23 protein-coding genes are annotated in these 24,012 nt (G+C 75.7%); 13 read left to right on the plus strand and 10 right to left on the minus strand.

Going from position 1 to position 24,012, the window contains the following annotated elements:
• The first annotated feature begins 111 nt into the window (after positions 1-111).
• Positions 112-969, plus strand: coding sequence for a sugar phosphate isomerase/epimerase family protein (locus OP18_RS45100; RefSeq protein ID WP_033365713.1), 858 nt, complete (start codon positions 112-114; stop codon positions 967-969).
• A 3-nt stretch (positions 970-972) separates the two neighbouring features.
• Here OP18_RS45100 and OP18_RS45105 read toward each other — a convergent pair whose 3' ends face one another.
• Positions 973-1,554 carry a hypothetical protein gene (locus OP18_RS45105; protein WP_156090235.1) on the minus strand — a complete coding sequence of 194 codons (582 nt, stop codon included), beginning with the start codon at positions 1,552-1,554 and terminating at the stop codon, positions 973-975.
• 290 nt (positions 1,555-1,844) lie between these two features.
• On the opposite strand from OP18_RS45105, the gene OP18_RS45110 reads away from it, so the two are divergent.
• Entirely contained in the window at positions 1,845-2,309 is a 465-nt protein-coding gene (locus tag OP18_RS45110) for a peroxiredoxin (RefSeq protein WP_033365717.1), read from the plus strand.
• 4 nt (positions 2,310-2,313) lie between these two features.
• On the opposite strand, the gene OP18_RS45115 is transcribed toward OP18_RS45110, so the two are convergent.
• Complete coding sequence (locus OP18_RS45115; protein WP_033365719.1) at positions 2,314-3,246, minus strand: saccharopine dehydrogenase family protein; 933 nt, start codon at positions 3,244-3,246, stop codon at positions 2,314-2,316.
• Between the two features lie 71 nt (positions 3,247-3,317).
• On the opposite strand from OP18_RS45115, the gene OP18_RS45120 reads away from it, so the two are divergent.
• The 4 genes from OP18_RS45120 to OP18_RS45135 all read left to right on the plus strand — a co-directional run bounded on the left by OP18_RS45120 (position 3,318) and on the right by OP18_RS45135 (position 6,749).
• A complete protein-coding gene (locus tag OP18_RS45120) occupies positions 3,318-4,253 on the plus strand; it encodes a helix-turn-helix domain-containing protein (RefSeq protein WP_033365722.1) in 936 nt (311 codons plus the stop codon).
• Positions 4,254-4,427: 174 nt separating this feature from the next.
• Complete coding sequence (chrA, locus tag OP18_RS45125) at positions 4,428-5,582, plus strand: chromate efflux transporter (protein WP_033365723.1); 1,155 nt, start codon at positions 4,428-4,430, stop codon at positions 5,580-5,582.
• Between the two features lie 31 nt (positions 5,583-5,613).
• Positions 5,614-6,366: an arsenate reductase/protein-tyrosine-phosphatase family protein gene (locus OP18_RS45130; RefSeq protein WP_033365725.1), complete on the plus strand. Its 753-nt coding sequence runs from the start codon at positions 5,614-5,616 to the stop codon at positions 6,364-6,366.
• Positions 6,363-6,749, plus strand: a complete 387-nt coding sequence (locus tag OP18_RS45135; RefSeq protein ID WP_033365727.1) for a VOC family protein — start codon at positions 6,363-6,365, stop codon at positions 6,747-6,749. Before OP18_RS45130 ends, OP18_RS45135 begins: the two co-directional genes overlap by 4 nt.
• On the opposite strand, the gene infA is transcribed toward OP18_RS45135, so the two are convergent.
• Positions 6,746-6,970 (minus strand): translation initiation factor IF-1, encoded by a 225-nt coding sequence (gene infA / locus OP18_RS45140; RefSeq protein WP_033365730.1) that lies wholly within the window; start codon positions 6,968-6,970, stop codon positions 6,746-6,748. The genes OP18_RS45135 and infA overlap by 4 nt on opposite strands.
• Complete coding sequence (locus tag OP18_RS45145; RefSeq protein ID WP_052388307.1) at positions 6,970-7,707, minus strand: GNAT family N-acetyltransferase; 738 nt, start codon at positions 7,705-7,707, stop codon at positions 6,970-6,972. Before OP18_RS45145 ends, infA begins: the two co-directional genes overlap by 1 nt.
• A 281-nt stretch (positions 7,708-7,988) precedes the next feature.
• Here OP18_RS45145 and OP18_RS45150 point away from each other — a divergent pair, with 281 nt between their 5' ends.
• The 3 genes from OP18_RS45150 to OP18_RS45160 all read left to right on the plus strand — a co-directional run bounded on the left by OP18_RS45150 (position 7,989) and on the right by OP18_RS45160 (position 10,907).
• Entirely contained in the window at positions 7,989-8,333 is a 345-nt protein-coding gene (locus OP18_RS45150) for a TSCPD domain-containing protein (RefSeq protein ID WP_156090236.1), read from the plus strand.
• Between the two features lie 117 nt (positions 8,334-8,450).
• The gene (gene arfA / locus OP18_RS45155) at positions 8,451-9,974 is read left to right on the plus strand and encodes an arabinosylfuranosidase ArfA (protein ID WP_033365738.1); all 1,524 of its coding nucleotides are present in this window, start codon (positions 8,451-8,453) and stop codon (positions 9,972-9,974) included.
• A gap of 36 nt (positions 9,975-10,010) precedes the next feature.
• A complete protein-coding gene (locus OP18_RS45160; RefSeq protein WP_245635756.1) occupies positions 10,011-10,907 on the plus strand; it encodes an alpha/beta fold hydrolase in 897 nt (298 codons plus the stop codon).
• Positions 10,908-10,938: 31 nt separating this feature from the next.
• On the opposite strand, the gene OP18_RS45165 is transcribed toward OP18_RS45160, so the two are convergent.
• Positions 10,939-11,994, minus strand: a complete 1,056-nt coding sequence (locus OP18_RS45165; RefSeq protein ID WP_052388308.1) for a LacI family DNA-binding transcriptional regulator — start codon at positions 11,992-11,994, stop codon at positions 10,939-10,941.
• A gap of 30 nt (positions 11,995-12,024) precedes the next feature.
• On the opposite strand from OP18_RS45165, the gene OP18_RS45170 reads away from it, so the two are divergent.
• Positions 12,025-13,203 (plus strand): MFS transporter, encoded by a 1,179-nt coding sequence (locus tag OP18_RS45170; protein WP_052388309.1) that lies wholly within the window; start codon positions 12,025-12,027, stop codon positions 13,201-13,203.
• A gap of 203 nt (positions 13,204-13,406) precedes the next feature.
• Here the strand turns inward: OP18_RS45170 and OP18_RS45175 are convergent, their stop codons facing one another.
• The 3 genes from OP18_RS45175 to OP18_RS45185 are packed head-to-tail and all read right to left on the minus strand — an operon-like array spanning position 13,407 to position 15,447.
• Positions 13,407-14,249: an isocitrate lyase/PEP mutase family protein gene (locus OP18_RS45175; protein WP_033365743.1), complete on the minus strand. Its 843-nt coding sequence runs from the start codon at positions 14,247-14,249 to the stop codon at positions 13,407-13,409.
• Positions 14,250-14,273: 24 nt separating this feature from the next.
• Positions 14,274-14,627 carry a VOC family protein gene (locus tag OP18_RS45180; RefSeq protein WP_033365745.1) on the minus strand — a complete coding sequence of 118 codons (354 nt, stop codon included), beginning with the start codon at positions 14,625-14,627 and terminating at the stop codon, positions 14,274-14,276.
• 13 nt (positions 14,628-14,640) lie between these two features.
• On the minus strand, positions 14,641-15,447 hold the full coding sequence (locus tag OP18_RS45185; RefSeq protein ID WP_033365746.1) for a MerR family transcriptional regulator: 807 nt from the start codon (positions 15,445-15,447) through the stop codon (positions 14,641-14,643).
• Positions 15,448-15,548: 101 nt separating this feature from the next.
• On the opposite strand from OP18_RS45185, the gene OP18_RS45190 reads away from it, so the two are divergent.
• On the plus strand, positions 15,549-17,015 hold the full coding sequence (locus tag OP18_RS45190; RefSeq protein WP_033365748.1) for a peptide MFS transporter: 1,467 nt from the start codon (positions 15,549-15,551) through the stop codon (positions 17,013-17,015).
• A 120-nt stretch (positions 17,016-17,135) separates the two neighbouring features.
• On the plus strand, positions 17,136-19,682 hold the full coding sequence (locus OP18_RS45195) for a winged helix-turn-helix domain-containing protein (RefSeq protein ID WP_033365752.1): 2,547 nt from the start codon (positions 17,136-17,138) through the stop codon (positions 19,680-19,682).
• 41 nt (positions 19,683-19,723) lie between these two features.
• Here the strand turns inward: OP18_RS45195 and wrbA are convergent, their stop codons facing one another.
• Positions 19,724-20,332: an NAD(P)H:quinone oxidoreductase gene (gene wrbA, locus OP18_RS45200; RefSeq protein WP_033365803.1), complete on the minus strand. Its 609-nt coding sequence runs from the start codon at positions 20,330-20,332 to the stop codon at positions 19,724-19,726.
• Positions 20,333-20,440: 108 nt separating this feature from the next.
• Here wrbA and sigJ point away from each other — a divergent pair, with 108 nt between their 5' ends.
• Entirely contained in the window at positions 20,441-21,343 is a 903-nt protein-coding gene (gene sigJ, locus OP18_RS45205; RefSeq protein ID WP_033365754.1) for an RNA polymerase sigma factor SigJ, read from the plus strand.
• A gap of 14 nt (positions 21,344-21,357) precedes the next feature.
• Here the strand turns inward: sigJ and OP18_RS54025 are convergent, their stop codons facing one another.
• Positions 21,358-24,006 (minus strand): PAS domain S-box protein, encoded by a 2,649-nt coding sequence (locus tag OP18_RS54025; protein ID WP_052388311.1) that lies wholly within the window; start codon positions 24,004-24,006, stop codon positions 21,358-21,360.
• Positions 24,007-24,012: the final 6 nt, after the last annotated feature.

Here is a 24,012-nt window from a genome sequence, read left to right on the forward strand (position 1 = left end):
GGACAACCTGGACAAGTACGTCGACGCCAACATGCCGCCACTGCACTACGCCATGTGCGGCTGCACCGACCTGCCCGGCTACCCCCAACGCTGGAAGTAAGGAATCCGCTCGTGCGTGCCATTGGTGCCAACCCCTGGATCTGGACGTCGCCCGTCGACGACGCCGCCCTCGCCACGCTCGTGCCGCGGCTGGCGGCGTGGGGCTTCGACGCGGTCGAGCTGCCGATCGAACAGACCGGGGACTGGGACCCGGCACGCACGAGCGACCTGCTCGCCACCCACGGCCTGGCGGCGGCCGGCGTCTGCGCGGTCACCCCGCCGGGCCGTGACCTGGTGTGCACCGACGCGGCGACCGTCGCGTCGACCCGGGCCTACCTGCGGGCCTGTGTCGACGCGGCGGCGGCCGTCGGGGCGCCCTGCGTCGGCGGCCCCGTCTACGCCGCGGTCGGCCGCACCTGGCGGATGACCCCCGCCGAGCGGCGGGCCTGCTACGCCGACTTCCGCGCCGGGCTCGCCCCGGTCGCCGACCACGCGGGCGAGCGCGGCGTCACCATCGGCGTCGAGGCGCTCAACCGGTACGAGACCAGCGTGGTGAACACCGTCGAGCAGACCGTCGAGCTCATCGACGGGCTGCCCGCCAGCGTCGGGATCATGCTCGACACGTACCACATGAACATCGAGGAACGGGACCCCTACGCCGCCGTGGCGGCCGCCGCCCCGCACATCAAGCACGTCCAGGTCAGCGGCACCGACCGTGGCGCGCCCGGCAGCGACCACCTGGACTGGCCGCGGCTGCTCGAGGCGCTGGACAAGGCCGGCTACACCGGTGCGCTGTGCATCGAGTCGTTCACCGCCGACAACGCCACGATCGCCACCGCCGCGTCGATCTGGCGGCCCCTGGCGCAGTCCCAGGACCGGCTCGCCCTGGACGGCCTGGCCTACCTGCGCGGGATCACCGCCGCCGGGTGACGGCTACGCCGGCAGGTGCGACACCACCAGCCGGGCGAGCTTCTCCGTGTCCTGGCGGCTGCGTTCGGCGGCCGGCTTGTCCTTCACGCCGGTGGACACCACCAGCAGGGCGTCGCCGGCGAGCACGAGAACCTGCCCGTTCGGCGTGTCCCAGTACGCGTCGCCGCCGAGCCCCGCGACGGCGACCGCATCGGCCGTGCGCTGGTTGGCGAACTGGGACCGGTTGTCGGCGGCCCCGGCCGGCGTGAGCGCCCTGCGCCAGCCGACGTTGGCGTAGCGCTGCCCGTCGGCGGTCCAGTACACGCAGGAGTTGAACCTCGTGTCGGTCTTGCCGGGCTCGTTGTCGGTGAACTTCGGTGCCGGCGCCAGCTCGGCGCCGAGCACCGCCTGCGCGTCGGCCGCCTGGTAGAACTCGCACCCCGGCACCGGCGACCGGCTCGGCGCCGCACCCGGGGAGCCGGTCGCGGCCGCCGCGGCGGTGGACGTCGCCGGGGCGGGGGCGCCCGGTGCGGCGGTGCCGCCGCCGCCCGAGCAGCCGGCGAGCGCGGCGGCGACGAGCAGCAGCACGGGTCCGGACGGTCGCATCACCGGCTCCTTCGGTGTGGGGACCCGCGATGCTATCGACCGTGCGCAATGCCTGCGCCGCCGCCGACCGCGACGATCACCCGGCGGTGGCGGCGGCGCGGACCGCGGCGTACCCGGTGCCTCGGAGCGCAGCGTCAGCACCTGCGCCACGAGCACGGCCGACGCCGTGACGGCGACAGGACAACCAGCGCGCCGCGGCCGCGGGCCGCCCGCCGGCCCGGGTGACGTTGCGCCGGGGCGGGCAGCGCACAGGATTGGCGGATCTTGGTGCGGCGGTGAAGGATGGTGGCATGGACGTCGGGGACATCGTCGAGGACTTCGCGCTGGTGGACGACCAGGGGGTGACCCGGACGCTGACCGGGCTGCTCGCGGACGGGCCGGTGGTGCTGTTCTTCTACCCGGCCGCGCTCAGCGCCGGCTGCACGGTCGAGGCCTGCCACTTCCGCGACATCACCGCCGAGCTGCGCGCCGTCGGCGGCCAGCCGGTCGGTATCAGCGCCGACACCGTCGAGCGGCAGGCGCGGTTCGCCACCAAGCACCGCCTCGGCTACCCGCTGCTGTCCGACCCGGACGGCGTGGTGCGGGCCCAGTTCGGGGTCAAGCGGGGGCCGCTCGGGCTGACCCCGATCCAGCGGATCACGTTCGTCATCGACACCGACCGCCGCATCCTCGCCGTCATCAGGAGCGAGGTCCGGATGGACGCGCACGCCGACAAGGCCCTGGCGGCCTTGCGCGGGCGGCAGGCCGCCGCCTGAGGCGTCACTCGACGGTCAGCTGCGGGCTCAGCGCGCCGAGGAACGCCTTCGGGTCGAAGCGGGCGCCGAGCGAAGCGACCCCCGGCGCGTCGCCCGTGCCGGCGAGTACCAGCGCGGCCGCCTCGACGACCAGGGGCGCGGAGACCGCGTAGATGTCGCGGCCTCTCGCCACGGTGCGGCGCTGCTCGCCGCCGGCGCGGGCCACCACCTCGACGAGGAACGTCTGCGCCGAGCGGCCGTCCGGGTCGACCGCGACCGGCCCGGCCGGGTCGGCCGCGCGCAGGTCCTGCACGGCGTTGCGGGTCATGTACGTGGCGATCTCCGGCACGTCCAGGTGGGTGGGGATGGTGGCGCTGTCGGCCATCGTGAACTCGGCGACGACCGGCTGGGCGCCGACGGGCGCCGGGAACGTCCACTCGGTGACGGGGGCCTCGCCGGTACGGTGCCGCAGCCGGCCGCCGGTGTGCGCGATGCGCCGGCCGTCGCGGCGCTGCGCCGAGACGCGACCCGTCCTCGTGGTGCCGCGCGTCGGGTGCCAGCTGCTGAGGGCGTACGCGATGCTGAGGTGCTCCACGGCGGGCCAGTCCCCGGCCGCGGCGGTGGCGAGCAGGTCGCCGAGCCCGCCGTAGAACGCGGCCGCCGGCACGATCGGCACCGGGGCGCCGGCGTACGCGGCGAACGTGTCGGCCACGACCTCGATCTCGGCGGTGACGTCCAGGTACGGGATGCCGGCCCGGATCGCCGCCTCGATCGCCGGCGCCGCGGTGGCCACGAACGGCCCGGCGCAGTTGATGACGGCGTCGACGCCGGCGAAGACCGCGTCCAGGTCGGTGCCGCGCCCGCACGGCACGGGGGTCATGCCCCGCCGACGGAGCTCGGTGACGACGAAACCGCCCGTGTGACCGCCGGCCCCGAGGACCGCTACTCGCTGCTGCATGCCGACCAGCCTCCGGCACGCGGCGGGACGCGACCAGTGGCCGGAACGACGCGCACCGTACAGTTTCGGACATGCGTTCCGTCGCCCTGGCCGTCACCGACGGCGCGCCGCTGTTCGAGCTGGCCGCCGCGTGCGAGGTCTTCGGCGCCGACCGCGGGCTCGCCCCGACCTGGTACGAGTTCACCGTCTGCGGCGAGGACGGCGCGGCGGTCGGCGGCTGGCTCACCGCCGGCATCCGGCACGGCCTGGACGCCCTGGCCGCCGCCGACACCGTCATCGTCCCGTCCTGCCGCGACCCCGAGGCGCCGCAGCCGCCGGCGCTGGTCGAGGCGGTCCGCGCGGCCCACGCGGCGGGCGCCCGGGTCGCGTCGCTGTGCACGGGCGCGTTCGTGCTCGCCGCGGCCGGGCTGCTCGACGGCCGGCGGGCGACCACCCACTGGGCGCACACCGCGCTGCTGGCCGAGCGGCACCCGGCGGTCGAGGTCGACCCCGGCGTGCTCTACATCGACGACGGCGACGTGCTCACGTCCGCGGGCAAGGCGGCCGGCATGGACCTCTGCCTGCACCTGGTCCGCCGGGACCACGGCACGGCCGTCGCCAACGCGCTCGCCCGCACCCTCGTCGTGCCGCCGCACCGGCAGGGCGGCCAGGCCCAGTACATCCCGGCGCCCGTCGCGCACGGCCCGGCGCACGCCCTGGCGGGGCTGCTGCCGTGGGCGCTGGCCCGCGTCGGGGAGCCGCTGACCGTGCGGGACCTGGCCCGCGAGGCCGGCATGAGCGAGCGCAACCTGGCCCGGCACTTCCACGCGGTGACCGGCCTGAGCCCGCTGCGCTGGCTGCTGACCCAGCGGGTGCACCGGGCGCAGGAGCTGCTGGAGACCTCGGAGCTCGGGGTGGAGCAGATCGCCGCCCGCACCGGGATGGGCACCGCCACGACGCTGCGCCGGCACTTCAGCCAGCAGTTCGGCGTGCCGCCGGAGACCTACCGCCGCACCTTCCGCGCCTGAATGGCGGCGGAAGGTGCGGCGGTGCGGGCGTACGGGCGGGCATCGTGGCCGCCGAGCCCGACGAGCCGGTCGACTGGCCCGCCGCCCGCACCGGTCCGGCGGCGCGGCTGCGGTGAGCCGCCGGCGGCACGGCGGTGCGCGGCGCATCAAAACAGACTGGTGTACTGTGCCGGTGTGGACGACAGCCCCCGGGTCGCGCTGCGCACCGTGCTCAAGGAATGGGGCCGCATCGGCTGCATCGGGTTCGGCGGCCCGCCCGCGCACATCGCCCTGCTGCGGCAGCTGTGTGTCGAGCGCCGCCAGTGGCTCGACGACACCGAGTTCGAGGACGCCGTCGCGGCGTGCAACCTGCTGCCCGGGCCGGCCTCCACCCAGCTGGCGATCTTCTGCGCGTGGCGGGTGCGGGGACGGGTCGGCGCGCTCGTCGGCGGCGCCGCGTTCATCCTGCCCGGGCTGGCCGTCATCCTCGCCCTCGCGGCGCTGTTCCTGGCCGGCGACCCGCCACGCTGGGTCGCCGGCGCCGGTGCGGGGGCCGGGGCCGCCGTCGCGGCCGTGGCGGTGCAAGCCGGCACGAGCCTCGCCCCGGCGAGCTGGCGGCGGGCGGCGCAGAGCGGCAGCCGGGTGCGGTGGGCGCTGTACCTGACCGCCGGGATCGTAGCCGCGGCGACGCTCGGACCCTGGCTGGTCCTGGTGCTGCTGGCCTGCGGCGCCGTCGAGGTCGTCGCCCAGCGGGTGCGGCCGGGCCGGGTCCCGCAGGTGCCGGCGCTGCTGGCCGGTGCGGGGCTCGGCGGCGGGGTGCTGCTGTCGATCGCGTGGGTGGCCCTGAAGGTGGGGGCACTGTCGTACGGTGGCGGCTTCGTCATCATCCCGTTGATGCGCGCCGACGCGGTCGAGCACTACCACTGGATGAGCGACGCGCAGTTCCTCAACGCGGTCGCGCTCGGCCAGATCACCCCGGGGCCCGTGGTGCAGACCGTCGCGGTGGTCGGCTACGCCGCCGCGGGCATCGGCGGTGGCCTGCTCGCCTCCGCGGTCGCGTTCAGCCCGTCGTTCGCGTTCATCCTGCTCGGCGCGCACCGCTTCGACCGCCTGCGCGCCGACGAGCGGGTCCGGGCCTTCCTGGACGGCGCGGGGCCGGCGGCGATCGGCGCCATCCTCGGCTCCGCGATCCTCCTGGCCGGCGCGCTCACGCGGCCGTGGCAGTTCGCGGTCCTGGCCGCCGCGGCCGTCCTGCTGCTGCCGCTGCGCCGCGGCGTCGTGCCGGTCCTGCTCGGCGCCGGCGCGGTCGGCGTCGTCATCGCCCTGGCCGGCGGGCCGCTGCCGACATGAGTATCAAACCAGTTTGATGTACTGTGGAGGTATGGTCCTGGACACGCCGCCCGGCGTGCTGCGGCTGGCCGGCCACCCGGTGCGCTGGCAGCTGCTGCGCGAGCTGGCGCGCAGCGACCGGCAGGTCGGTGAGCTGGTCGCGCTGACCGGCCAGCGGCAGAGCCTGGTCTCCTACCACCTGGGCCAGCTGCGCGACGGCGGCCTGGTCGCCATGCGCCGCAGCTCGGCGGACCGCCGCGACACGTATTACCGCCTCGACCTCGCCGCCTGCCGCGACCAGCTCGCCGGCGCCGGCGAGGCCCTGCACCCGGGCATCCGGCTGGTCCCGGCGGCGGACCCGGCCCACCGGCCGGCCCGGCGCCGCCCCGTCCGGGTCCTGTTCCTCTGCACCGGCAACAGCTCCCGCTCGCAGATGGCCGAGGCGTTGCTGGAGCGGCTCGGCGGGGCCCGGGTCGAGGCGGCCAGCGCGGGCAGCCACCCCAAGCCGCTGCACCCCAACGCGGTGCGCGCCATGCGGGCCAGCGGCATCGACATCAGCGGCCGCCACCCCAAGCACCTCGACGTGTTCGCCGGCCAGCGGTTCGACCACGTCATCAGCCTCTGCGACCGGGTCCGGGAGGTGTGCCCGCGGTTCCCGGGCTCGCCCGCCCTGGCGCACTGGAGCATGCCGGACCCCGCCGCGGAGCCCGGCTACCCACCGTTCGTGCGCGCCGCCGACGAGCTCAAGGCGCGCATCACCTTCCTGCTACCCGCGATCGACACCACCAGAGGGAGCGAGCGATGAACGACCTCGCAACGATGGTCCATGTCCGCTTCATGGTCGACGACGTGGACGCCGCGGTCGGCTTCTACACCACCCACCTCGGGTTCACCCTGCGCTCCAGCGCGGCGCCGGCCTTCGCCGACGTCGTCCGCGGCAACCTGAGGCTCCTGCTCAGCGGCCCGGCCAGCTCCGCCGGCCGCCCCATGCCGGACGGCGAGCGGCCGGCGCCGGGCGGCTGGAACCGCATCCACCTCCTCGTCGACGACATCGCCGGCGAGGTCGCCCGCCTGCGGGCCGCCGGCGCCACGTTCCGCAACGACGTGGTCAGCGGCCCCGGCGGCCGGCAGATCCTGCTGCAGGACCCCTCCGGCAACGTCGTCGAGCTGTTCCAGCCCGCCGCCTAGTTGCGGTAGCGGAAGAGGATCCGGCCCCTTGTCAGGTCGTACTGGCTGAGCTCCACCAGCACCCGGTCGAACGGCAGGACCTTGATGTAGTTCTTGCGGATCTTGCCGCTGATGTGGGCCAGGACGATGTGCCCGTTGGCCAGCTCGACGCGGAACTTGGCGTCGCGCAGGCACTCCAGCACGGTGCCCTCCAGCTGGATCCCGTCGGTCGACTTGGGCATCAGCGGATCACCAGCTCGAGGTTGCTGCCGGTGCGCCGGGCGCCGGCGGACTCGAACAGGGCGACGGCCGCGGTGTTGGCCTCGTGCACGTCGGCGCAGACCGTCGCGACGCCGCGGGCGCGGGTGGCCGCCAGGACGTGCCCGAGCAGGGCGCGGGCGACGCCGCGGCGGCGGCGGTCGGACCGGACCGCGATGAGGCCGACCCTGGTGTGCCTCGGCAGCAGCCCCAGCCGGGCCAGGCCCACGTACCCGCCGGGCTCGGCGGCGACCGTGTACCAGGTGGGATCGAGCGGCCGGGACAGCACCGCCGCCGGCATCCGGTCCCAGCCGATCGTGGCCTCGATCTCGGCGCGGACCGTGCGGTCCAGGTCGCGCAGCGGCGCCAGCTCGGCCGTGCCGGTGGGCAGCACCGTCAGGCCCGGCGGCGGCAAGAGGCCGTCGCCGCCGTCGCTGGCCATGACGTACTCCCACTCGCGGCGGCGGGTGGTCAGCCCGGCCTGCACCCAGCGGGTGCGCAGGTCCAGGTCGGCCTCGTCGACGACGGTGTACAGCGGCCGCGGCAGGGCGGCCAGCATGGCCCCGGCGAGGCGGGCGAAGACGTCGTCGTGCCAGGCGTCGACGCTCAGGAAGAGGCGGCCGTCCGGGCGGGGCGAGGCGTCGCCGCGGCCGACCACCAGGTCGTCGTCGAGGGCGTGCCACTGCCGCTCGGCGACGCGCGTGATGACGAGTGTGTTCATCGGTGTCACCTTTCGGGAGATCCCAGAGGGACGCTCCCGGGCGGCATCTACCGCGGCCGCCCGACCGTGACGGAAATGGGGAGCACCCACATCGGTACAACGTTCACGGTGCTCACCCCCTCAGGCCGGACCACGGTCGACGGCACGCTACCGCGCCGCCCGCCGGCCGTCCACCGAATAAGCGCCGTCGTGTCGGTGCTGTCGGTCCCGGCCCGGGTGGCCTAGGTTCGGGTGCGTCGCCGGCCGCGGGGTGCCGGCACCGATCGGACGGGGGCGGATCGATGACGGGGACGACGGCGGTGCCGGGACCGCGGGACCGGCGCTCGGCGGGCTGCACGGTGGAGTTCACCATCGGCGGGGTGCCGGGCGCGATGACCACCGGCCACGCCGCCGACGGCGCGCTGCACCGGGTGGACCTGCGCGCCGGCGTGCACGGGTCGGCCCTCGCGGGGCTGGCCGACGCGCTCGCCACCGCGATCACCCTCGGGCTGCGGCACGGCGCGCCGCCGGCCGCGTACACCGACGCGCTGCGCCGGCTGGAGCTGGACGCGCCGGCGGTGGACGGGCCGGCGCTGGACGGGCCGGCGGGCCATGCCCTCGTCGAGGCGCTGGTCGTCGGCGACTGACCGGCCGGCACCGCTTCCCCGCCGGCCGGGTGACCGTTAACATCGGTCGTCCGTGCCGACCGTACGGGTGCGTCGTGTGAACGCTCACGGGTGCCCGTACCGCCTCCGGGAGACCCTGTGCCGTCCGCGCTGCTCCGCCTCGATCCCGCCCGCGTCGTCGCGCCGGTGTCCCGCCGCACCTTCGGCTCGTTCGTCGAGCACATGGGGCGCTGCGTCTACACGGGCATCTTCGAGCCCACGCACCCCACCGCCGACGCCGACGGCTTCCGGCAGGACGTGCTGGCGCTGACCCGGGAGCTGGGCGTCACCGTCGTGCGGTACCCCGGCGGCAACTTCGTGTCCGGGTACCGCTGGGAGGACGGCATCGGTCCGGTCGCCGACCGGCCGGTCCGCCGCGACCTCGCCTGGCGCAGCCTGGAGTCCAACGAGGTCGGCATCGACGAGTTCATGCGCTGGGCCGGCAAGGCGGGCGTCGAGGTCATGTACGCGCTGAATCTCGGCACCCGGGGCGTGCAGGAGGCCCTCGACGTCCACGAGTACCTCAACCAGCCCGACCGCACCCGCCTCGCCGAGCTGCGCCGGGCCAACGGCGCCGACAAGCCGTACGGCATCCGCATGTTCTGCCTCGGCAACGAGATGGACGGGACGTGGCAGCTCGGCCACAAGACCGCCGGCGAGTACGGGCGGCTCGCCGTGGAGACCGCCCGCGCGCTGCGCGCCGCCGACCCGGACGTGGAGCTCGTCGTCTGCGGCAGCTCCGGCTCGTCGATGCCGACGTTCGCCAGCTGGGAGGCCGAGGTCCTCGAGCACGCCTACGACGAGGTCGACGCCATCTCCGCGCACGCCTACTACGAACCCGTCGACGGTGACGTCGGCAGCTTCCTCGCCTCCGCGGTCGACATGGACCACGTCATCGACAGCGTCATCGCGACCGCGGACAGCGTCGGCGCCCGGCGCAAGAGCAGCAAGCGGCTGAACATCTCCTTCGACGAGTGGAACGTCTGGTACCTGCGGCGGTTCATGGCCGAGCGGGACACCGCGTCCACCGAGTGGCCGTTCGCGCCGCGGGTCATCGAGGACTGCTACACGGTCACCGACGCCGTCGTCGTGGGCAACCTGCTGATCTCCCTGCTGCGGCACAGCGACCGGGTCACCGCCGCCTGCCAGGCCCAGCTGGTCAACGTGATCGCCCCGATCCGCTCGGAGCCCGGCGGCCCCGCGTGGCGTCAGACGATCTTCCACCCGTTCGCGATCACCGCCCGCCTCGCCCGGGGCACGGTGCTGCGCGTCGAACTGGAGGCGCCCACGTACCAGACGGACCGCTACGGCGAGGTCCCGCTGCTGGACGCGGTCGCCACCCACGACACCGGCACCGGCGACGTCACCATCTTCGTGGTGAACCGCCACCAGACGGACGCCGTGACGTTGTCGGCGCCGCTGGCCGGGTTCGGCGGCGGGCTGCGGGTCGCGGAGGCGTGGACCGTCGCCGACGACGACCCCTCCGCCACCAACACCGCCGAGCACCCCGACCGGGTCGTGCCGCGCCCGGCCGGCCACGCCGAGGTGACCGGCGGCGCCCTGCACGCCACCCTGCCCGCGCAGTCCTGGACCGCGATCCGCCTGGCAGGCGGTGTGGCGTAGCGGACCGACCGGCGCCGCGGGCGTAGGGTCCGGTGAGTGCTCATCACGGGAGGGGGCATCACCATGCCGACGACGCACATCCTGGAGACCGCCGGGGCAGATCTCGCCTATGACGTCCACGGCCCGCTGCCGGCTGCGGACGGGCCGCGCCCGCTGTTCATGATCGGCCAGCCGATGGACGCGAGCGGGTTCACGACGCTGGCGTCGCTGTTCACCGACCGCACCGTCGTCACGTACGACCCGCGCGGCCTCGGCCGCAGCGCCCGCAAGGACGGCCGCACCGACCACGACCCGACCGTGCAGGCCGGTGACGTGCACGCCGTCATCGAGGCGCTCGGCGCCGGGCCGGTCGACATGTTCGCCAGCAGCGGCGGCGCGGTGACGGCCCTCGCGCTCGTCGCGGCGCACCCCACCGACGTGGCCACCCTCGTGGCGCACGAGCCGCCGCTGCTGCCGGTGCTCCCCGACGCCGAAGCCGCCGAGCGCGCCCGCGCCGCCGTCCGCGACGCGTACGACGCCGGCGGGTTCAACGCCGGCATGGCCGCCTTCATCGTGCTGACCTCCTGGCACGGCGAGTTCACCGACGAGTACTTCGCCCAGCCGGCCCCGCGGCCCGCCCAGTTCGGCATGCCGTCCGACGACGACGGCTCCCGCGACGACCCGCTGCTGTCGGACCGCTCATGGGCCGTCAGCGGCTACCGCCCGGACCCCGCCGCCCTCGCCGCCGCGCCGACCCGCATCGTCGTCGCCGTCGGCGAGGAGTCCGCGGGCACCTTCACCGGCCGCACCGCGGTGGCCACCGCCGAGCTGCTCGGTCAGCCCGTGACCGTCTTCCCCAGCCACCACGGCGGCTTCCTCGGCGGCGAGCACGGCTACGCCGGCCAGCCGGAAGCCTTCGCCCTCAAGCTCCGCGCGGTCCTGCAAGACGACTGACCGGACCGGCGGCGTCCTCGTGGGGCGCACGTCATGAGCTGGTTCGTCGAGCGCCGCGGGGCCGGGTGGATCCGGCGCCGTCCGTCGACGCGCGGCGGACCAGGTGCCAGGCGTCGCGGTGGTCCGGGGTGGGGTCGCCCAGGGCCGCGGCCGCGCAGGCGGCGCCCTGGTCGCGCAGTGACTGGGCGACCGTGGTGAGGTCGTGCTCGCGGGCGGCGGCGGAGTCGTCCCAGCCGCTGACCCGCACGCCCGGGGCCTCGCGGACGACGGCGAGGGCGAGCTGGTCGCTCATGGCGGCGACGGCGTCCAGGTCGGGCACCGCCGCGAGCAGCTCGCGCAGCACGGTGCGGGCCTCGCCCTCGTCGTTGGTGCGGCACACGCCGACCGGCACGCCGGACCAGTCGATGCCGAGGGCCGCGGCGGCGTCGCGGTAGCCGGCCAGGCGGTCGCGGGTCACCGGGTACCCGACCGTCGCCGGATCCACGCCCGGCTCGACGAACGTGGCCCGCCGCCGGTCGAGCGGGAAGCCCAGGACCGCCGGGCGCCTGGCGCCGGCGAAGACCACGGCGCCCACCGCCCGCGCCGCGGCGCGGTTGTCGATGCCGATCACCGTCGTGCCGGGCCACGCCGGGCCGCTGTGCACGACGACCGGGCGGCGGGTGCCGCACGCGGCGGCGAGCACCGGGTCGTCGTCGGTGGTGGTCCACACGACGTACGCGTCGACCGCCGCGGCGAGGACCCGGTCGGCGTGGTCGTCGCCGGTGCCGGTCGGCACGATGAGCAGCCCGTAGCCCCGCTCCGCGCACACCTCGGCGACGCCGGCGAGGAAGGCCACGGCCTGGGGGTCGTCGAAGGCGTACGTGAGGTGCTCGCCCAGCACGACGCCGAGGGTGCGGGTGGCGCCGTACCGCAGCGACCGCGCCTTCGGGTCGGGTCCGCCGTACCCCAGCTCGGCGGCGGCCCGCAGCACCTTGGCCCGGCTGCCGTCGGAGACCCGGTCCGGCTGGTTGTAGGTGTAGGACACGGTCATCGGCGACACTCCGGCCGCGCGGGCCACGTCGGTCATCGTCACCCGGCGCGATTGCATGGCAGCATCGTAGCTGTGTAGCGTTACACAATGCGTCTCGCCCCGCCGGACCGCCGGTTGTCCATCGCGGCCTACCTCGCCTCGGCCGCCTTCGGCGCGTTCTGGGGCACCTGGGGCGCGGCGGTCGCCCGCGTCCGCGACCAGGCCGGCCTCGACGACGGCGGGCTGGGCACCGCGCTGCTGTGCATCAGCGCCGGTGCGCTGCCCGCGATGCTGCTCACCGGCCGCGCCCTGGACCGTTGGGGGCTGCGCTGCACCGCGCCGCTGATCGCCGCGCTCGGCGCCGCCGGGCTCGCCGCGGTCCTCACCGCCGGCGGCCTCGCGGGCCTGTGCGCCGGCCTCACCGGCGTGGGCATCGCCAGCGGCGCGGTCGACGTCGCCATGAACTCCGTCGGTGGCCGCGCCGAGCAACGCTCCGGTCGTCCCGTCATCACCCGGGCGGGCGCGGTCTTCTCCACCGGCGTCGTCATCTGCAGCCTCGGCACGGGCAGCGCCTACGCCGCCGGCGCACCCACCTGGCTGCCCTTCGCGGCCGTGCTGCTGCTCTCGGTCCTGGCCGGCGCCGCGGTCCACCGCGCGCTCACCGGCGTCCCGGGCGCGGCGCCCGTCGGCCGGCCGGGCCCGGCCGCGACCACCCGCCTGCCGCTGCCGCCGCTGCTGCTGCTCGGCGCCCTGGGCGCGCTCGCGTTCGCCAGCGAGAACGCCCACCAGAGCTGGAGTGTCGTGTTCATGCAGGACGTCCTGGCCACCGGCCCCGGCCTCAGCGCCACCGCGCCCGCCGTGTTCGCGGCCACCGTCGCCGTCACCCGCTTCGCGGTCAGCGCCGTGAGCCCCGCCCACGCCCGGGCCGTCCTCGTCGCCGGCGCCGCCGTGGCCGCCGCCGGGGCGGCGGTCGTCGCCCGTGCCCCGTCGCTGCCGGCCGCCCTCGCCGGCCTCGTCCTGGCCGCCGCCGGCACCGGCGCCCTGTTCCCGACCCTGCTCAGCATCGTGTCCCGCAACGTCGCCGAGACCTCCCGCGGCCGTGCGACCGCCGTCGTGACCGTCGTGTCGTACCTGGGGTTCCTGCTCGGCCCGGTCTACGTCGGCCTGTGGTCCTCGACCACCAGCCTGCGCGGCGCGATGCTCGCCGTGGCCGCCCTCGGCGCCGCCCTGGCCGCGCTGACCCTGCCACTGCTGCGCCTCAGCCGGTATGCCGTGCGGCCTCGCTGACGCGGCCGGGCCGGTGCTGCGCCTCAGCCAGTGTGCGATGCGGCCTCGCTGACACCGCCCCCGGCCGCGCTCGGAGCCGCTCGCCGTGGCGGGCTCCGGACCCCTTCACGGCGCTTTCGTCGCTGCGACCGTCTCCAGGCCGGCGCCCCGGCCGTCAGCGGCCCAGCGGCGAGCGCCGCCCGTCGACGACGAGGCGGCGGCGGTCAGCGGGGGCGGAAGAGGTCGTTGAGGTCGGCGTGCGAAAGCTGGTCCTGGGCGTAGGTGAAGGTGCCCTGGTCGAGCAGCTCCCGGGCGGCGCGCCGCAGGTGGCCGTACATGGCGCGGGCGAGGCTGCCGCCGACGGTGACCCGGCGCACGCCGAGGTCGCGCAGGGCGGCGAAGGACAGCGGGTCGCCGGTCAGGCCCATGACCACGTTGAGCGGGCCGTCGAGGTCGCGGACCAGCGCGGCGACGGTCGTGGCGTCGGTGGCGCCGGGCACGAACGCGCAGTCCGCGCCGGCCGCCAGGTAGGCGTTGGCCCGGCGCACGCAGTCGGTGACGGTGCCGCCGACCAGCAGGGCGTCGGTGCGGCCGACGAGGACGAACGGCTCGCCGGTGGCGTCGACGGCGGCGCGGGCGGCGCGGATGCGCTCGGTGGCCAGGGCCTCGTCGAACAGCGGGCTCGACCGCTCGCCGGTGAAGTCCTCGATGTTGCCGCCGGCGGACCCGGCGGCGAGCGCCGCGCAGACCGTGGCGGCGACCGTCTCCGGGGCGGCGCCGAAGCCTTCCTCGAGGTCGGCGCTGACCGGCACGGCCACCTCCGCGGCGATCTCGGCGACCCGGCGCAGCATCGTGTCGCGGTCGAGGCGGCCCTGCGGGCCGTGCTCGGCGAAGAAGTCGTGGTCGGGCCGGCCCAGGGAGAACGCGATGCCCGCGCTGGTGGTCGCCACGGCCGGGAAGCCGGCCGCGGCCAGCAACCGGGCGCTGCCGACGTCCCATGCGTTGGGAAGCAGGAAACAGCCGTCGCGGTGCAGGTCGACGAAACGCTGCCGCCGGTCGCGGTCCACCGCATCCCCCCCAGAGCCGCTCGATCAGCTGGCGCCGATGTCGAAGAGGTTACCCTCCGGGTCCGACAGGGTCGTCCAGACCGCGCCGTACTCGGCGAAGTCGGCGACCTGCTTGGCGCCCAGGCCGACGGCCCGGGCGACCGCGCCCGGCAGGTCGGCGCTGTGCAGGTCCAGGTGGATGCTGTTCTTGCCCGGGGTACGGTCCGGCACCTGGATGAACATGAGCACCGGCCGGGCGCCGGCGGCGCGGCCGACGGTGGCGAAGAACGGCGTCGGGTCGGGGTCGACGGGCAGCTCCAGCAGCGCCGAGTAGAACGTGGCGAGCGCGGCGGCGTCGGCGCAGTCGACGGTCACGTGGGCGATGGCGAGGTCGGTCATGTGCGGTTGCTCCTCAGGCGGCGATTGGCCAGCAGATCTCGGTGCGGTACTCGTCGGGGTCCCCGGTCTCCTCCGGGCCGACGAGGTAGAGCTCGACGATGGGGTCGGGCAGGGCGGTGTCGTGCTCGGCGACGTGCCGCCCGAGCAGCCCGTACGTGATGTCGCAGTCGGCGAACGGGCCGTTGTGCACGGCGACGGCGTACCGGGCGGCGGGCAGCACGCCGAAGCGGTCGTCGCCGGCGGGCACCGCGTCGGCGGCGACCGGTACGAACGCGACCACCTCGCCGGTCTCGCCGGCGAAGAACTCGGCCGAGTACGTCGCCCCGGCCGGCCCCGAGGGGTCGGTGCCGAGGGCGTCGAGGACGGCGTACAGCTCCGGGAAGACCCGCCCGCACCAGTCCGTCACCTCGGTGCGGGCGATGCGGGCCGACGTGCGCAGCACCGGCGACCCCGGCGCCAGGCGGTGCCGCACCGGCAGCCGCGGCTCCGGACCCAGCAGCCGCCGCAGCGACACGACCACGTCCCGGGTCCGGGTCAGCTCGGCCTCCATCCGGTCCAGGTGCCGGGCGAGCGCGTCGCGCCGCGCGGCCGGCCCCGGCTCGGCGAGCACCTGCCTGATCTCGGCGATCGGCATGTCGAGGTCGCGCAGCCGCCGGATGAGGTGCGCGTCGTCGACCTGCCCCGGCGCGTACCGCCGGTACCCGGTCCCCTCGTCGACGCCGGCCGGCACCAGCAGCGCGATGTCGTGGTAGTACCGCAGCGTCTTGGCGCTGAGGTGGCACAGCCGCGAGAACTCTCCGATGGTGACGCCCGTTGTCATGCCCCGTAGTCAACCCGTTCCAGCTACTGGAAGGTCAAGCCCGCCGATGACCTTCGCCCGGGAGGCGTAACGGCGGGGAGGTGCGGGTAGCGGTGGTCGGTATGACGGTCCCGGGCACGGATGAGGTGCAGCCGCGGCAGCGGACGTTCTTCGGGCAGCCGAGGGTGCTGGCGAACCTGTTCGGCGTCGAGCTGTGGGAGCGGTTCTCGTTCTACGGCATGCAGGGCATCCTGCTCATCTACCTGTACTACGAGGCGGACCGGGGCGGGCTCGGCATCGACGAGGCCACCGCGACCAGCATCGTCGGCGCGTACGGCGGTGCGGTGTACCTGTCGACCATCCTCGGCGGGTGGGCCGCGGACCGGCTCTTCGGCCGGGAGCGGGTGCTGTTCGGCAGCGCGGTGCTGGTCATGGCCGGGCACATCTGCCTGGCGGTGCTGCCCGGCCTGGCCGGGGTGGCGGCCGGGCTGGTGTGCATCGCCATCGGCAGCGGCGGGGTCAAGGCGACCGCGACGTCGCTGGTCGGCTCGCTGTACGCCGAGGACGACCCGCGCCGCGACGCCGGTTTCTCACTGTTCTACCTGGGCGTCAACCTCGGCGCGCTGGCCGGGCCGCTGCTGACCGGGCTGCTGCAGCAGAACGCCGGGTTCCATTACGGGTTCGGGCTGGCCGCGGTCGGCATGGCGATCGGACTGACCCAGTACGCGTTCGGCCGGCGGCAGCTGACCGGGGCGGCGCGTGAGGTGCCCAACCCGCTCTCGCCGTCCCGCCGGCCGCTGGTCGTGGGGGTCGCGGTGGCCGTGGTCGCGGTGATCTCCGTCGTCGTGCTCACCGGCGTCCTGCCGGCCGGGCGGCTCGCCACGGCGGTGGTCGTGGTCAGCGCCGTCGCCGCGGTCGCCTACTTCGTCGTGATCCTGTCCGCCGGTACGGTCAGCGGGGTCGAGCGGCGGCGGATGCTCGGGTTCATCCCGATGTTCCTGGCCAGCGCCGTGTTCTGGTCGCTGTACCAGCAGCAGTTCACGGTGGTGACGATCTACTCCGACCAGCGGCTGGACCGCACGGTGCTCGGGTGGCGGATGCCGGTGTCGTGGGTGCAGTCGATCAACCCGGTGTTCGTCATCCTGCTGTCCGGGGTGTTCGCGGCGCTGTGGACGCGGTTGGGCGACCGGCAGCCGTCGACCCCGGCGAAGTTCACCGCCGGCACCGTCGTCATGGGCGTGGCGTTCCTGCTGTTCCTGCCGCTGGCCGGCGGCGGGCCCAACAGCGCCCCGCTGCTCGCCCTCACCGGCATCCTGTTCGTGTTCACCGTCGCGGAGCTGCTGCTGTCGCCGGTCGGGTTGTCGCTGGCCACGAAGGTCGCCCCGGCCGCGTTCCGCACCCAGACGGTCGCGCTGTTCTTCCTGTCGGTCGCCCTCGGCACCGCCATGTCGGGCGTGCTGGCCCGCTACTACAGCGCCGAGCACGAGGCCCTGTACTTCGGGTTGCTCGGCGGGGTGGCGGTCCTCTTCGGCGCCGTCCTGGCCGCGCTCACCCCGCTGATCCGCCGGCTCATGGGCGGGGTGCACTGACGACCCTGCCCGACCGGCGGCGCACCGCCGCCGATTTGTGCCCTGTCGTGCCCCGGCGTCCTGCATATGCTGGGGTCTATCGACATCATTGGAGGCGTCACACAGGGCGGGGCGGGCCGGGTGGCGGCCGCGTCCGCGCTGCTGTCCGCGAAGCTGGCCCGGCCCGAGCCGGTCGAGCGGGCACTGCCGCGTGAGCAGCTCATCGACGCGCTATGGACCCTCACCGACCTGGCGGTCACCGTGGTCACCGGCCCGGCCGGCTCCGGCAAGAGCCAGCTGATCGCGGCGTGGGCCGACGAGGGCCCCGGCTGGGACACGATCGCCTGGCTCACCCTCGACCAGGACGACGCGCGGCAGCCGGCCCGCATGTGGCGGCACCTGCTGGCCGCGCTGCGCCGGGCCGGCGTGCTGCTGCCCACGGTGCTGCTGGAGTGGACCGCGGCCCACGACCACCGGGCCGTCATCGAGGTCGCCGCGGTGCTGGCCCGGCACCCGCAGCCGCTCGTGCTGGTCCTGGACGGCGTGTGCCGGCTGTCCGCCGAGCAGCTGCACGAGATCGACTTCCTGCTGCGCAACGCGCAGGGCAACCTGCGCCTGGTGCTCATCGGCCGGCACCGGCCACGGTTCCCGCTGCACCGCTACCGGCTGACCGACCAGCTCAGCGAGGTGCGGGCGGCCGACCTCGTGGTGGACGCGGACGAGGTGCGGGCCCTGTTCGCGCTGCACGACGTCGACCTGGACGCCGGCGCGCTCGCCGACGTCATGTGGCAGACCCGGGGCTGGCTCGCCGGGGTGCGGCTGTGCGCGATGGCGATGCGGCACACCGGCGCGGCCACGGTGCCCGTGCTCGCCTCCCACGACTACGTCGTGGACTACTTCACCGGGGAGATCTTCGACCGGCTCACCCCGGCGCGGCGGCGGCTGCTGGCCGGGGTCGGCCGGCTCGACACGTTCACCGCCGAGCTCGCCGCGCTCGTCGGCGGGCCGCAGGTCACCGGCGACGTCCTGGCCGAGCTGGAGGAGGCCGGCGCGTTCCTGGAGCCCGCGGAAGAGTCGGGCGGCACCTACCGGCTCCATCCGCTGTTCGCCGCCGTGCTGCGCGACCGGCTGCCGCTGCCGGCCGAGGAGGAGCGCGCGGTCCGGATCCTCGCGGCGCGCTGGTGCGCCGGGCAGGGCGACCTGCCCGGCGCCGTCAGGCACGCCACCGCGGTCGGGGCCTGGGACGAGGCCGCCCGCATCATCGTCGAGGACCTCGCATTCGGTGAGATGATCATGGACGGTCCGGGCGGGGAGCTCGTCGGGCTGCTCGCCGGCATGCCCGCGACGCCCACGACGCCGCACGGGGTGGTCGTCGCCGCGGCGTTCGCCCTCGCCCACGACGACATCGTCCGCGCCGAGCGGCTCGTGGCCGGCGACGCGTGGCTGCCCGGGGCCGACGCGCCGCTGGCGAGCAGGATCGGCGCGTGCTTCGTGCGGCAGTCGGTCGCCTACGAGACCGGCGACGCCGAGCGGCTGCAGGCGGTCACGCACGCCGCGGCGCAGCTGTTGCCGCAGGTCGACCCCGGGCGGATCGCGGCGCGGCCGGAGCTGGGGGTGTTCGTCCTGTCCGGGGTGGCGACGGCGCACCTGCGCGCCGGGCGGCTCGCGGAGGCCGCGGGCAGCTTCGCCGCGGCGGTCCGGGCACCGGCCAGCGAGCGCTGCGGCGGGCTCGTCGCGTACTGCATCCAGCATCTCGCGTTCACCGAGGCGCACCTGGGGCGGCTGCGGGAGGCGTACGACACGGCGCAACGGGCGTTCGACCTGGTGGCGCGCACCGAGGCGCTGAACCGGGGACCCCGGCACATCGCCGACGTCGCCCTGGCGTGGGTGGCGGCCGAGCGCTACGACACGGAGACCGCCTGGCGCTACGTGTACTCCGCCGAGGCCGGGCTGCGCACCGACAGTTGCCCGCGGGAGAGCGCGTACGCGGCCACCCTGGCGATCGTGCGGTCCAGGCTGCTGCGGGCCAGGGGTGAGCTGCCGGCCGCGCTGTCGGTGTTACGCGGCGCGCCGGTCCAGGAGCCGGCCCGCCGCTGGGTCCGGCACGAGCTCGACCTCGCCGAGCTGCGGGTCCTGGTCGCGATGGGCCGGCACGAGGAGGCCCGCACCGGCCTGGACCGGCTCGACCCGGAGCGGCCCGAGGTGACGCTGCTGCGCGGCTCGGCGGCGCTGGCCGCGGGCGACCCGCAGCACGCCGCCGAGTCCGCCCAGCGGGTGCTGCGCCGGCTCGGCCTGCCGGTCGGCGTGCTCGTCGAGGCGTGGCTGCTGCTGGCGGCGGCCACCGCCCGCCTCGGCGATCGCGAGCGGGCGGTGGAGGCGCTGCAGACGGCGGTCGACTTCACCGCCGACGACGGTGGCATGCGCGCGGTGTACGAGTCCGACACCGCCCTGCGGGACCTGCTGCGACAGCGGGCGCCGGACCCGCCGGGGGCGGTGCCGGTGCTCAGCGCCCGGCAGGTGGAGGTGCTGCGGCACCTGGCGGAGCTGGCCCCGGCGGAGGAGATCGCCGCGGCGATGCACGTGTCCGCCGGCACCGTGCGCACCCACATCCGGGCGGTGCTGCGCAAGCTCCAGGCGACGAGCCAGGACGACGCCGTCCGCCGGGCCCGCGAGACCGGCCTGCTGTAGGCCCGTCCCGCCGGCCCGGCCGGTCCCCGGGAAGTGCCGGGTCAGGCGGCCCGGCCGGCCTTGAGCGCCGCCGCGGTCCGCACGGCCCGCCCCGCCTGGTACGCCGCCGCCCGCAGGGCCACCTCGCCGGGCGGGCCGTCGCCGGCCACGTGGGAGGCGCCGTACGGGTTGCCGGACCGCAACTGGACCGGGTCGGTGTAGCCGGGCGGGACGATGATGCCGCCCCAGTGGTGGAACACGTTGCCCAGCGCCAGCAGCGTGGCCTCCTGCCCGCCGTGGGCGGTGTTGGAGGCGGTGAACGCCGAGTACACCTTGTCCGCCAGCGCGCCACGCAGCCACAGCGGGCCGGTGGCGTCGACGAACGCCTTGAGCTGGGCGGCGACGTTGCCGAACCGGGTGGGGGTGCCGAACAGGACCACATCGGCCCAGTCGAGGTCGGCCAGGCCGGCCTCGGCGACGCCGGCCGTGTCGCGGACGTGCCGCGCCCACTCCGGCCGGGCGTCGACCGCCTCGGGCGGCGCGGACTCGGCCACCTTGCGCAGGCGCACATCGGCGCCGGCCTGCTCCGCGCCCTCGGCGGCGGCCTGCGCGAGCGCGTGCACGGTGCCGGTGGCGCTGTAGTAGATGATCGCGGCGTGTACTGGTTCCATGCCGGCACCGACGACGCGGCCCACCCGGATGTCAGGCGCGGACCTCACACTCCGGTGCGCTGTGTCGTCGGACGCATGAGGGCCGCACGAGGCGAGGGAGCTGCCACCATGACCACCCCGGATCCGGGCCTGACCGTGATCATGAGCGAGCGGCGGCAGCTGATCAATCTCGCGTACCGGCTGCTCGGCTCGCTGTCCGAGGCCGAGGACGCCGTCCAGGAGACCTACGCCCGGTGGTACGCGATGACGCCGCCGCAGCGGGAGGCGATCGCGTCGCCCGGCGCGTGGCTCACGACGGTCGCCGGCCGCGTCTGCCTGGACGTGCTCGGCTCGGCCCGGGCCAGGCGGGAGCGGTACGTCGGCGAATGGATCCCCGAGCCGCTGCCCGAGCCCGCCGAGTGGACCGGCGGCCCGCGGGGCACCGACCCGGCCGAGCGGATCACCCTCGACGAGTCGGTCACCATGGCGTTCCTCGTCGTGCTCGACGCGATGACCCCGGCCGAGCGGGTCGCGTTCGTGCTCCACGACGTCTTCGGCTACCCGTTCGCCGAGGTCGCCGCGGTGGTCGGCCGCACCCCGGCCGCGTGCCGGCAGCTGGCCTCCTCCGCCCGCCGCCGGCTGCGCGTCACCCGGTCACCGCGCCCGCCCGCGGCGCGGCACGCCCGCGTCGTGCGCGACTTCAGACGCGCCTGGGAGGCCAAGGACATCGCCGCGCTCGTCGGCCTGCTCGCCGCGGACGTCACCGCGACCGGCGACGGCGGCGGGCTCGTCGCCGCCGCACCCCACCCGATCGTCGGCGCGGAGCGGGTGGCGCTGTTCTTCGCCGGCCGGGCGCACCTGGCGCTCGGCCTGACGCTGCTGGAACGCACCGTCAACGGCCGGCCGGGCCTGGTCGCCCAGCTGGACGGCGGCACGGTGTCGGTGCTGGCGTTCGACGTGACCGGCGACCGGATCAGCCGCATCTGGGCCGTGCTCAACCCCGACAAGCTGCGCGCCTGGCCCACCGGCTGAGGCCGCCGCCACGATCAGCCGGCGTCGACGGCGACCATGGTCAGGACCTCGCGGACGGTGCTGTCGAGCTGCCGCGCCTGCCGGGCGATCGTGTCGACGGCCAGCCGGCGGCGGTCGTCGTCGAGGTCCTGCCAGTGGCCGTCGAGGATGTCGGCGTGGTCGCGGATGGTGCCGGCCGGGGTGCCGATCCGGTGCCCGAAGATGCCGATCAGGTCGAGCTTGAACTGGTTGGCGGACTCCAGGTCCCGGTTGCGGGCGGCGAGCTCCGCGGCCGCGGCGTCCCGGGCCCGCTCGGCGGCGCGGCGGGCGGTGACGTCGGTGGCGACGGCGATGATGTGGCTGGGCTTGCCGGCCGGGTCGCGGATGAGGGTCACGGCGGCCTCCACGTCGACCCAGTGGCCGGCGGCGTGGCGCAGCCGCCCCTGGTGGATGTACACGTCGAGGTCGCCGGTGAACAGGTCGGCGATGCGGCGCCGGGTCTCCGCGAGGTCGTCGGGGTGCAGCAGGTCGCGGTCGGCGCGCCCGGCGAGCTGGCCCGGGTCGTGGCCGAGCATCGCGGCGTAGGCGGGGTTCGCGTCGATGACCGTGCCGTCGAGGGCGGTGATGACCTGGCCGGCGGCGCTGTTGGTGAACAGGGCCCGGAAGCGTTGCTCGCTGTCGGCGAGGGCCTGCTCGGCGGTGCGCGCGGCGGTGATGTCGGTGTTGACCTCGAGGACCTGCGCGGTGTCGCCGGGGTTGGGCTGGTGCAGCACCTGCCGGCTGAGGGTGGTGATGCGGGCGCCGGTGGCGCTGATCTGCTCGACCTGGCCCTCCCAGCGGCCGTCGCGCAGCAGCGCCGCCTGCTGCGCCGCGGCGTCACTGGTGCGGTAGGCGGTGCTCAGCAGCCGCTGCGCCCGCCGGCCCGCCGCGGCGGCCAGCGGCCAGCCGTAGAGGCGCTCCGCGCCGTTGTTCCACCAGCGGATCGTGCCGTCGAGGTCCCGCACGATGATCGCGGCGGGGGCCAGGTCGAGCAGCTCGGCCTGCCGGCGCAGCTGCGCGTCGGCGGCGCGGCGGGCGGTGATGTCCTCGACCTGGTTCACGACGTACCGGGCGTGCCCGTCGGGGGCGCGCACCAGCGCGACGCGCACCGACACCCAGATGGTGTGGCCGTCCTTGTGCCGGTACCGGCGTTCAGCGGTGAGCGTGTCGCGGGCGCCGCCGACGAGCTCGTGGGTGAACGCGGTGGTGGAGCCGATGTCGTCGGGGTGCTGCAGGTCGTGGAACGACATCGTGGTGAGCTCCGCGGTGGAGTACCCCGTGATGGCGGTCATCGCCGGGTTCGCGTGCAGGTAGCGGCCGAACGTCTCCGGTTCGACGCTGGCGAGGGTGAGGCCCAGCGGCGAGTTGTCGAAGGTGAGCCGGAAGCGGTCCTCGCTGCGCTGGCGCGCCGCCATGGCGTCGTTGGCCTGCCGCAGGAGCTGGGCCTGGCGGGCGGCGTCGGCGGCGTGGCGCAGCGCGCTGCCCAGCGCCGCGGCGAGCACGGTCAGCTGCCGCTCGTCGGTGCCGTCGAAGGCACCGGCGGCCGGTGCGGTGACCGCGATCGCGCCGATGACGGCCGGCCCGGCGGGCAGCGGCGCGGCGATGGCCGATCCGACACCTGCCCGCCGGGCCAGCCCCAGGGCGAGCCCCTGGGGCAGTGCCACGTCCGGCGCCGCCGGGTCCGCCCGCGTGACGGCGGCGGCGTCAGTGCCGAGCAGCGGCGCCAACGCGCCGGTCGCGGCGGCCACCCGGACCGTGCCGGCGTCGTCGGCGAGCGCGACGAGCACCGCGCTGCCGTCCGGGAACGCGGCCGCGGTCCGGTCCGCCGCGACCCGCGGCAGCCGCTCCCGGTCGGCGGCGACGGCGAGCAGCTCGCGTTGCGCGGCGACGGTGGCGTGCAGCCGGTCGGTCTCGCGCTGGGCGCGGCGCTCGGCCTCGACCCGGTCGGTGATGTCCACCGCCTGGACGAGCCGGTGCGGCTCTTCGCCGGGCAGCGCGGTGATCCGGATCGTCGCCCACACGACCCGCCCGTCCGGCCGCAGGAACCGCTTGTCGTACGTGGTGACCGCGGCCGGATCGGCGTCCACCAGCCGGCCGAGCCGGTCGCCCCCGGCGACGTCGTCAGGGTGGGTGAAGTCGCGCCAGTTGCCGCCGACCACGTCGGCGACCGGCCGGCCGAGCAGCCTCGCGAACGCCGGGTTGACCCGCAGCAGCGTGCCGTCCGCGCCGGCGACCACCATGCCGAGCGGGCCGGCCTCGAAGACGGCGCGCTGCTGCTCGGCGCCCCGCAGCCCGTCCTCGGCGTCCTCCCGGTGCCGTTCGAACACGGCGAGGAAGACCGCGGCGGCGTCGTCGAGCAGCCGCACCTGGTCCCCGGTCAGCCGGTGCGCGACCGTGTCGGACAGGCAGAGGGTGCCCAGGGTCTCGCCGGCCGCGGTGACCAGCGGCGCCGAGGCGTAGCAGCGGACCCTGGCCTCGTCCCGCGGTGGCGCGGCGGCGGGGGACCAGACGGTCCTGCCGTCGCCGTCCAGCAGGTACAGGGTCGCCGCCGGCACCCGGGCCGCGGCGGTCGCCAGCCGGGCGACCGCCTCCAGCTCGGCGCCGGCCGGCCGGTGCCCGTCGCGGGCCCGCTCGGACGCTTCCAATGGCGG

The organism is Dactylosporangium aurantiacum (assembly GCF_000716715.1).
GTDB classification, from domain to species: domain Bacteria; phylum Actinomycetota; class Actinomycetes; order Mycobacteriales; family Micromonosporaceae; genus Dactylosporangium; species Dactylosporangium aurantiacum.

What these genes read in the sequence shown, in the direction of transcription:
- OP18_RS45105 (WP_156090235.1), bottom strand. Translation starts at nt 1,554, where the DNA reads ATGCGACCGTCCGGACCCGTGCTGCTGCTCGTCGCCGCCGCGCTCGCC.
- OP18_RS45110 (WP_033365717.1), top strand. Translation starts at nt 1,845, where the DNA reads ATGGACGTCGGGGACATCGTCGAGGACTTCGCGCTGGTGGACGACCAG.
- OP18_RS45115 (WP_033365719.1), bottom strand. Translation starts at nt 3,246, where the DNA reads ATGCAGCAGCGAGTAGCGGTCCTCGGGGCCGGCGGTCACACGGGCGGT.
- OP18_RS45120 (WP_033365722.1), top strand. Translation starts at nt 3,318, where the DNA reads ATGCGTTCCGTCGCCCTGGCCGTCACCGACGGCGCGCCGCTGTTCGAG.
- OP18_RS45130 (WP_033365725.1), top strand. Translation starts at nt 5,614, where the DNA reads ATGGTCCTGGACACGCCGCCCGGCGTGCTGCGGCTGGCCGGCCACCCG.
- OP18_RS45135 (WP_033365727.1), top strand. Translation starts at nt 6,363, where the DNA reads ATGAACGACCTCGCAACGATGGTCCATGTCCGCTTCATGGTCGACGAC.
- infA (WP_033365730.1), bottom strand. Translation starts at nt 6,970, where the DNA reads ATGCCCAAGTCGACCGACGGGATCCAGCTGGAGGGCACCGTGCTGGAG.
- OP18_RS45145 (WP_052388307.1), bottom strand. Translation starts at nt 7,707, where the DNA reads ATGAACACACTCGTCATCACGCGCGTCGCCGAGCGGCAGTGGCACGCC.
- OP18_RS45150 (WP_156090236.1), top strand. Translation starts at nt 7,989, where the DNA reads ATGACGGGGACGACGGCGGTGCCGGGACCGCGGGACCGGCGCTCGGCG.
- OP18_RS45165 (WP_052388308.1), bottom strand. Translation starts at nt 11,994, where the DNA reads ATGCAATCGCGCCGGGTGACGATGACCGACGTGGCCCGCGCGGCCGGA.
- OP18_RS45170 (WP_052388309.1), top strand. Translation starts at nt 12,025, where the DNA reads ATGCGTCTCGCCCCGCCGGACCGCCGGTTGTCCATCGCGGCCTACCTC.
- OP18_RS45180 (WP_033365745.1), bottom strand. Translation starts at nt 14,627, where the DNA reads ATGACCGACCTCGCCATCGCCCACGTGACCGTCGACTGCGCCGACGCC.
- OP18_RS45185 (WP_033365746.1), bottom strand. Translation starts at nt 15,447, where the DNA reads ATGACAACGGGCGTCACCATCGGAGAGTTCTCGCGGCTGTGCCACCTC.
- OP18_RS45190 (WP_033365748.1), top strand. Translation starts at nt 15,549, where the DNA reads ATGACGGTCCCGGGCACGGATGAGGTGCAGCCGCGGCAGCGGACGTTC.
- wrbA (WP_033365803.1), bottom strand. Translation starts at nt 20,332, where the DNA reads ATGGAACCAGTACACGCCGCGATCATCTACTACAGCGCCACCGGCACC.
- sigJ (WP_033365754.1), top strand. Translation starts at nt 20,441, where the DNA reads ATGACCACCCCGGATCCGGGCCTGACCGTGATCATGAGCGAGCGGCGG.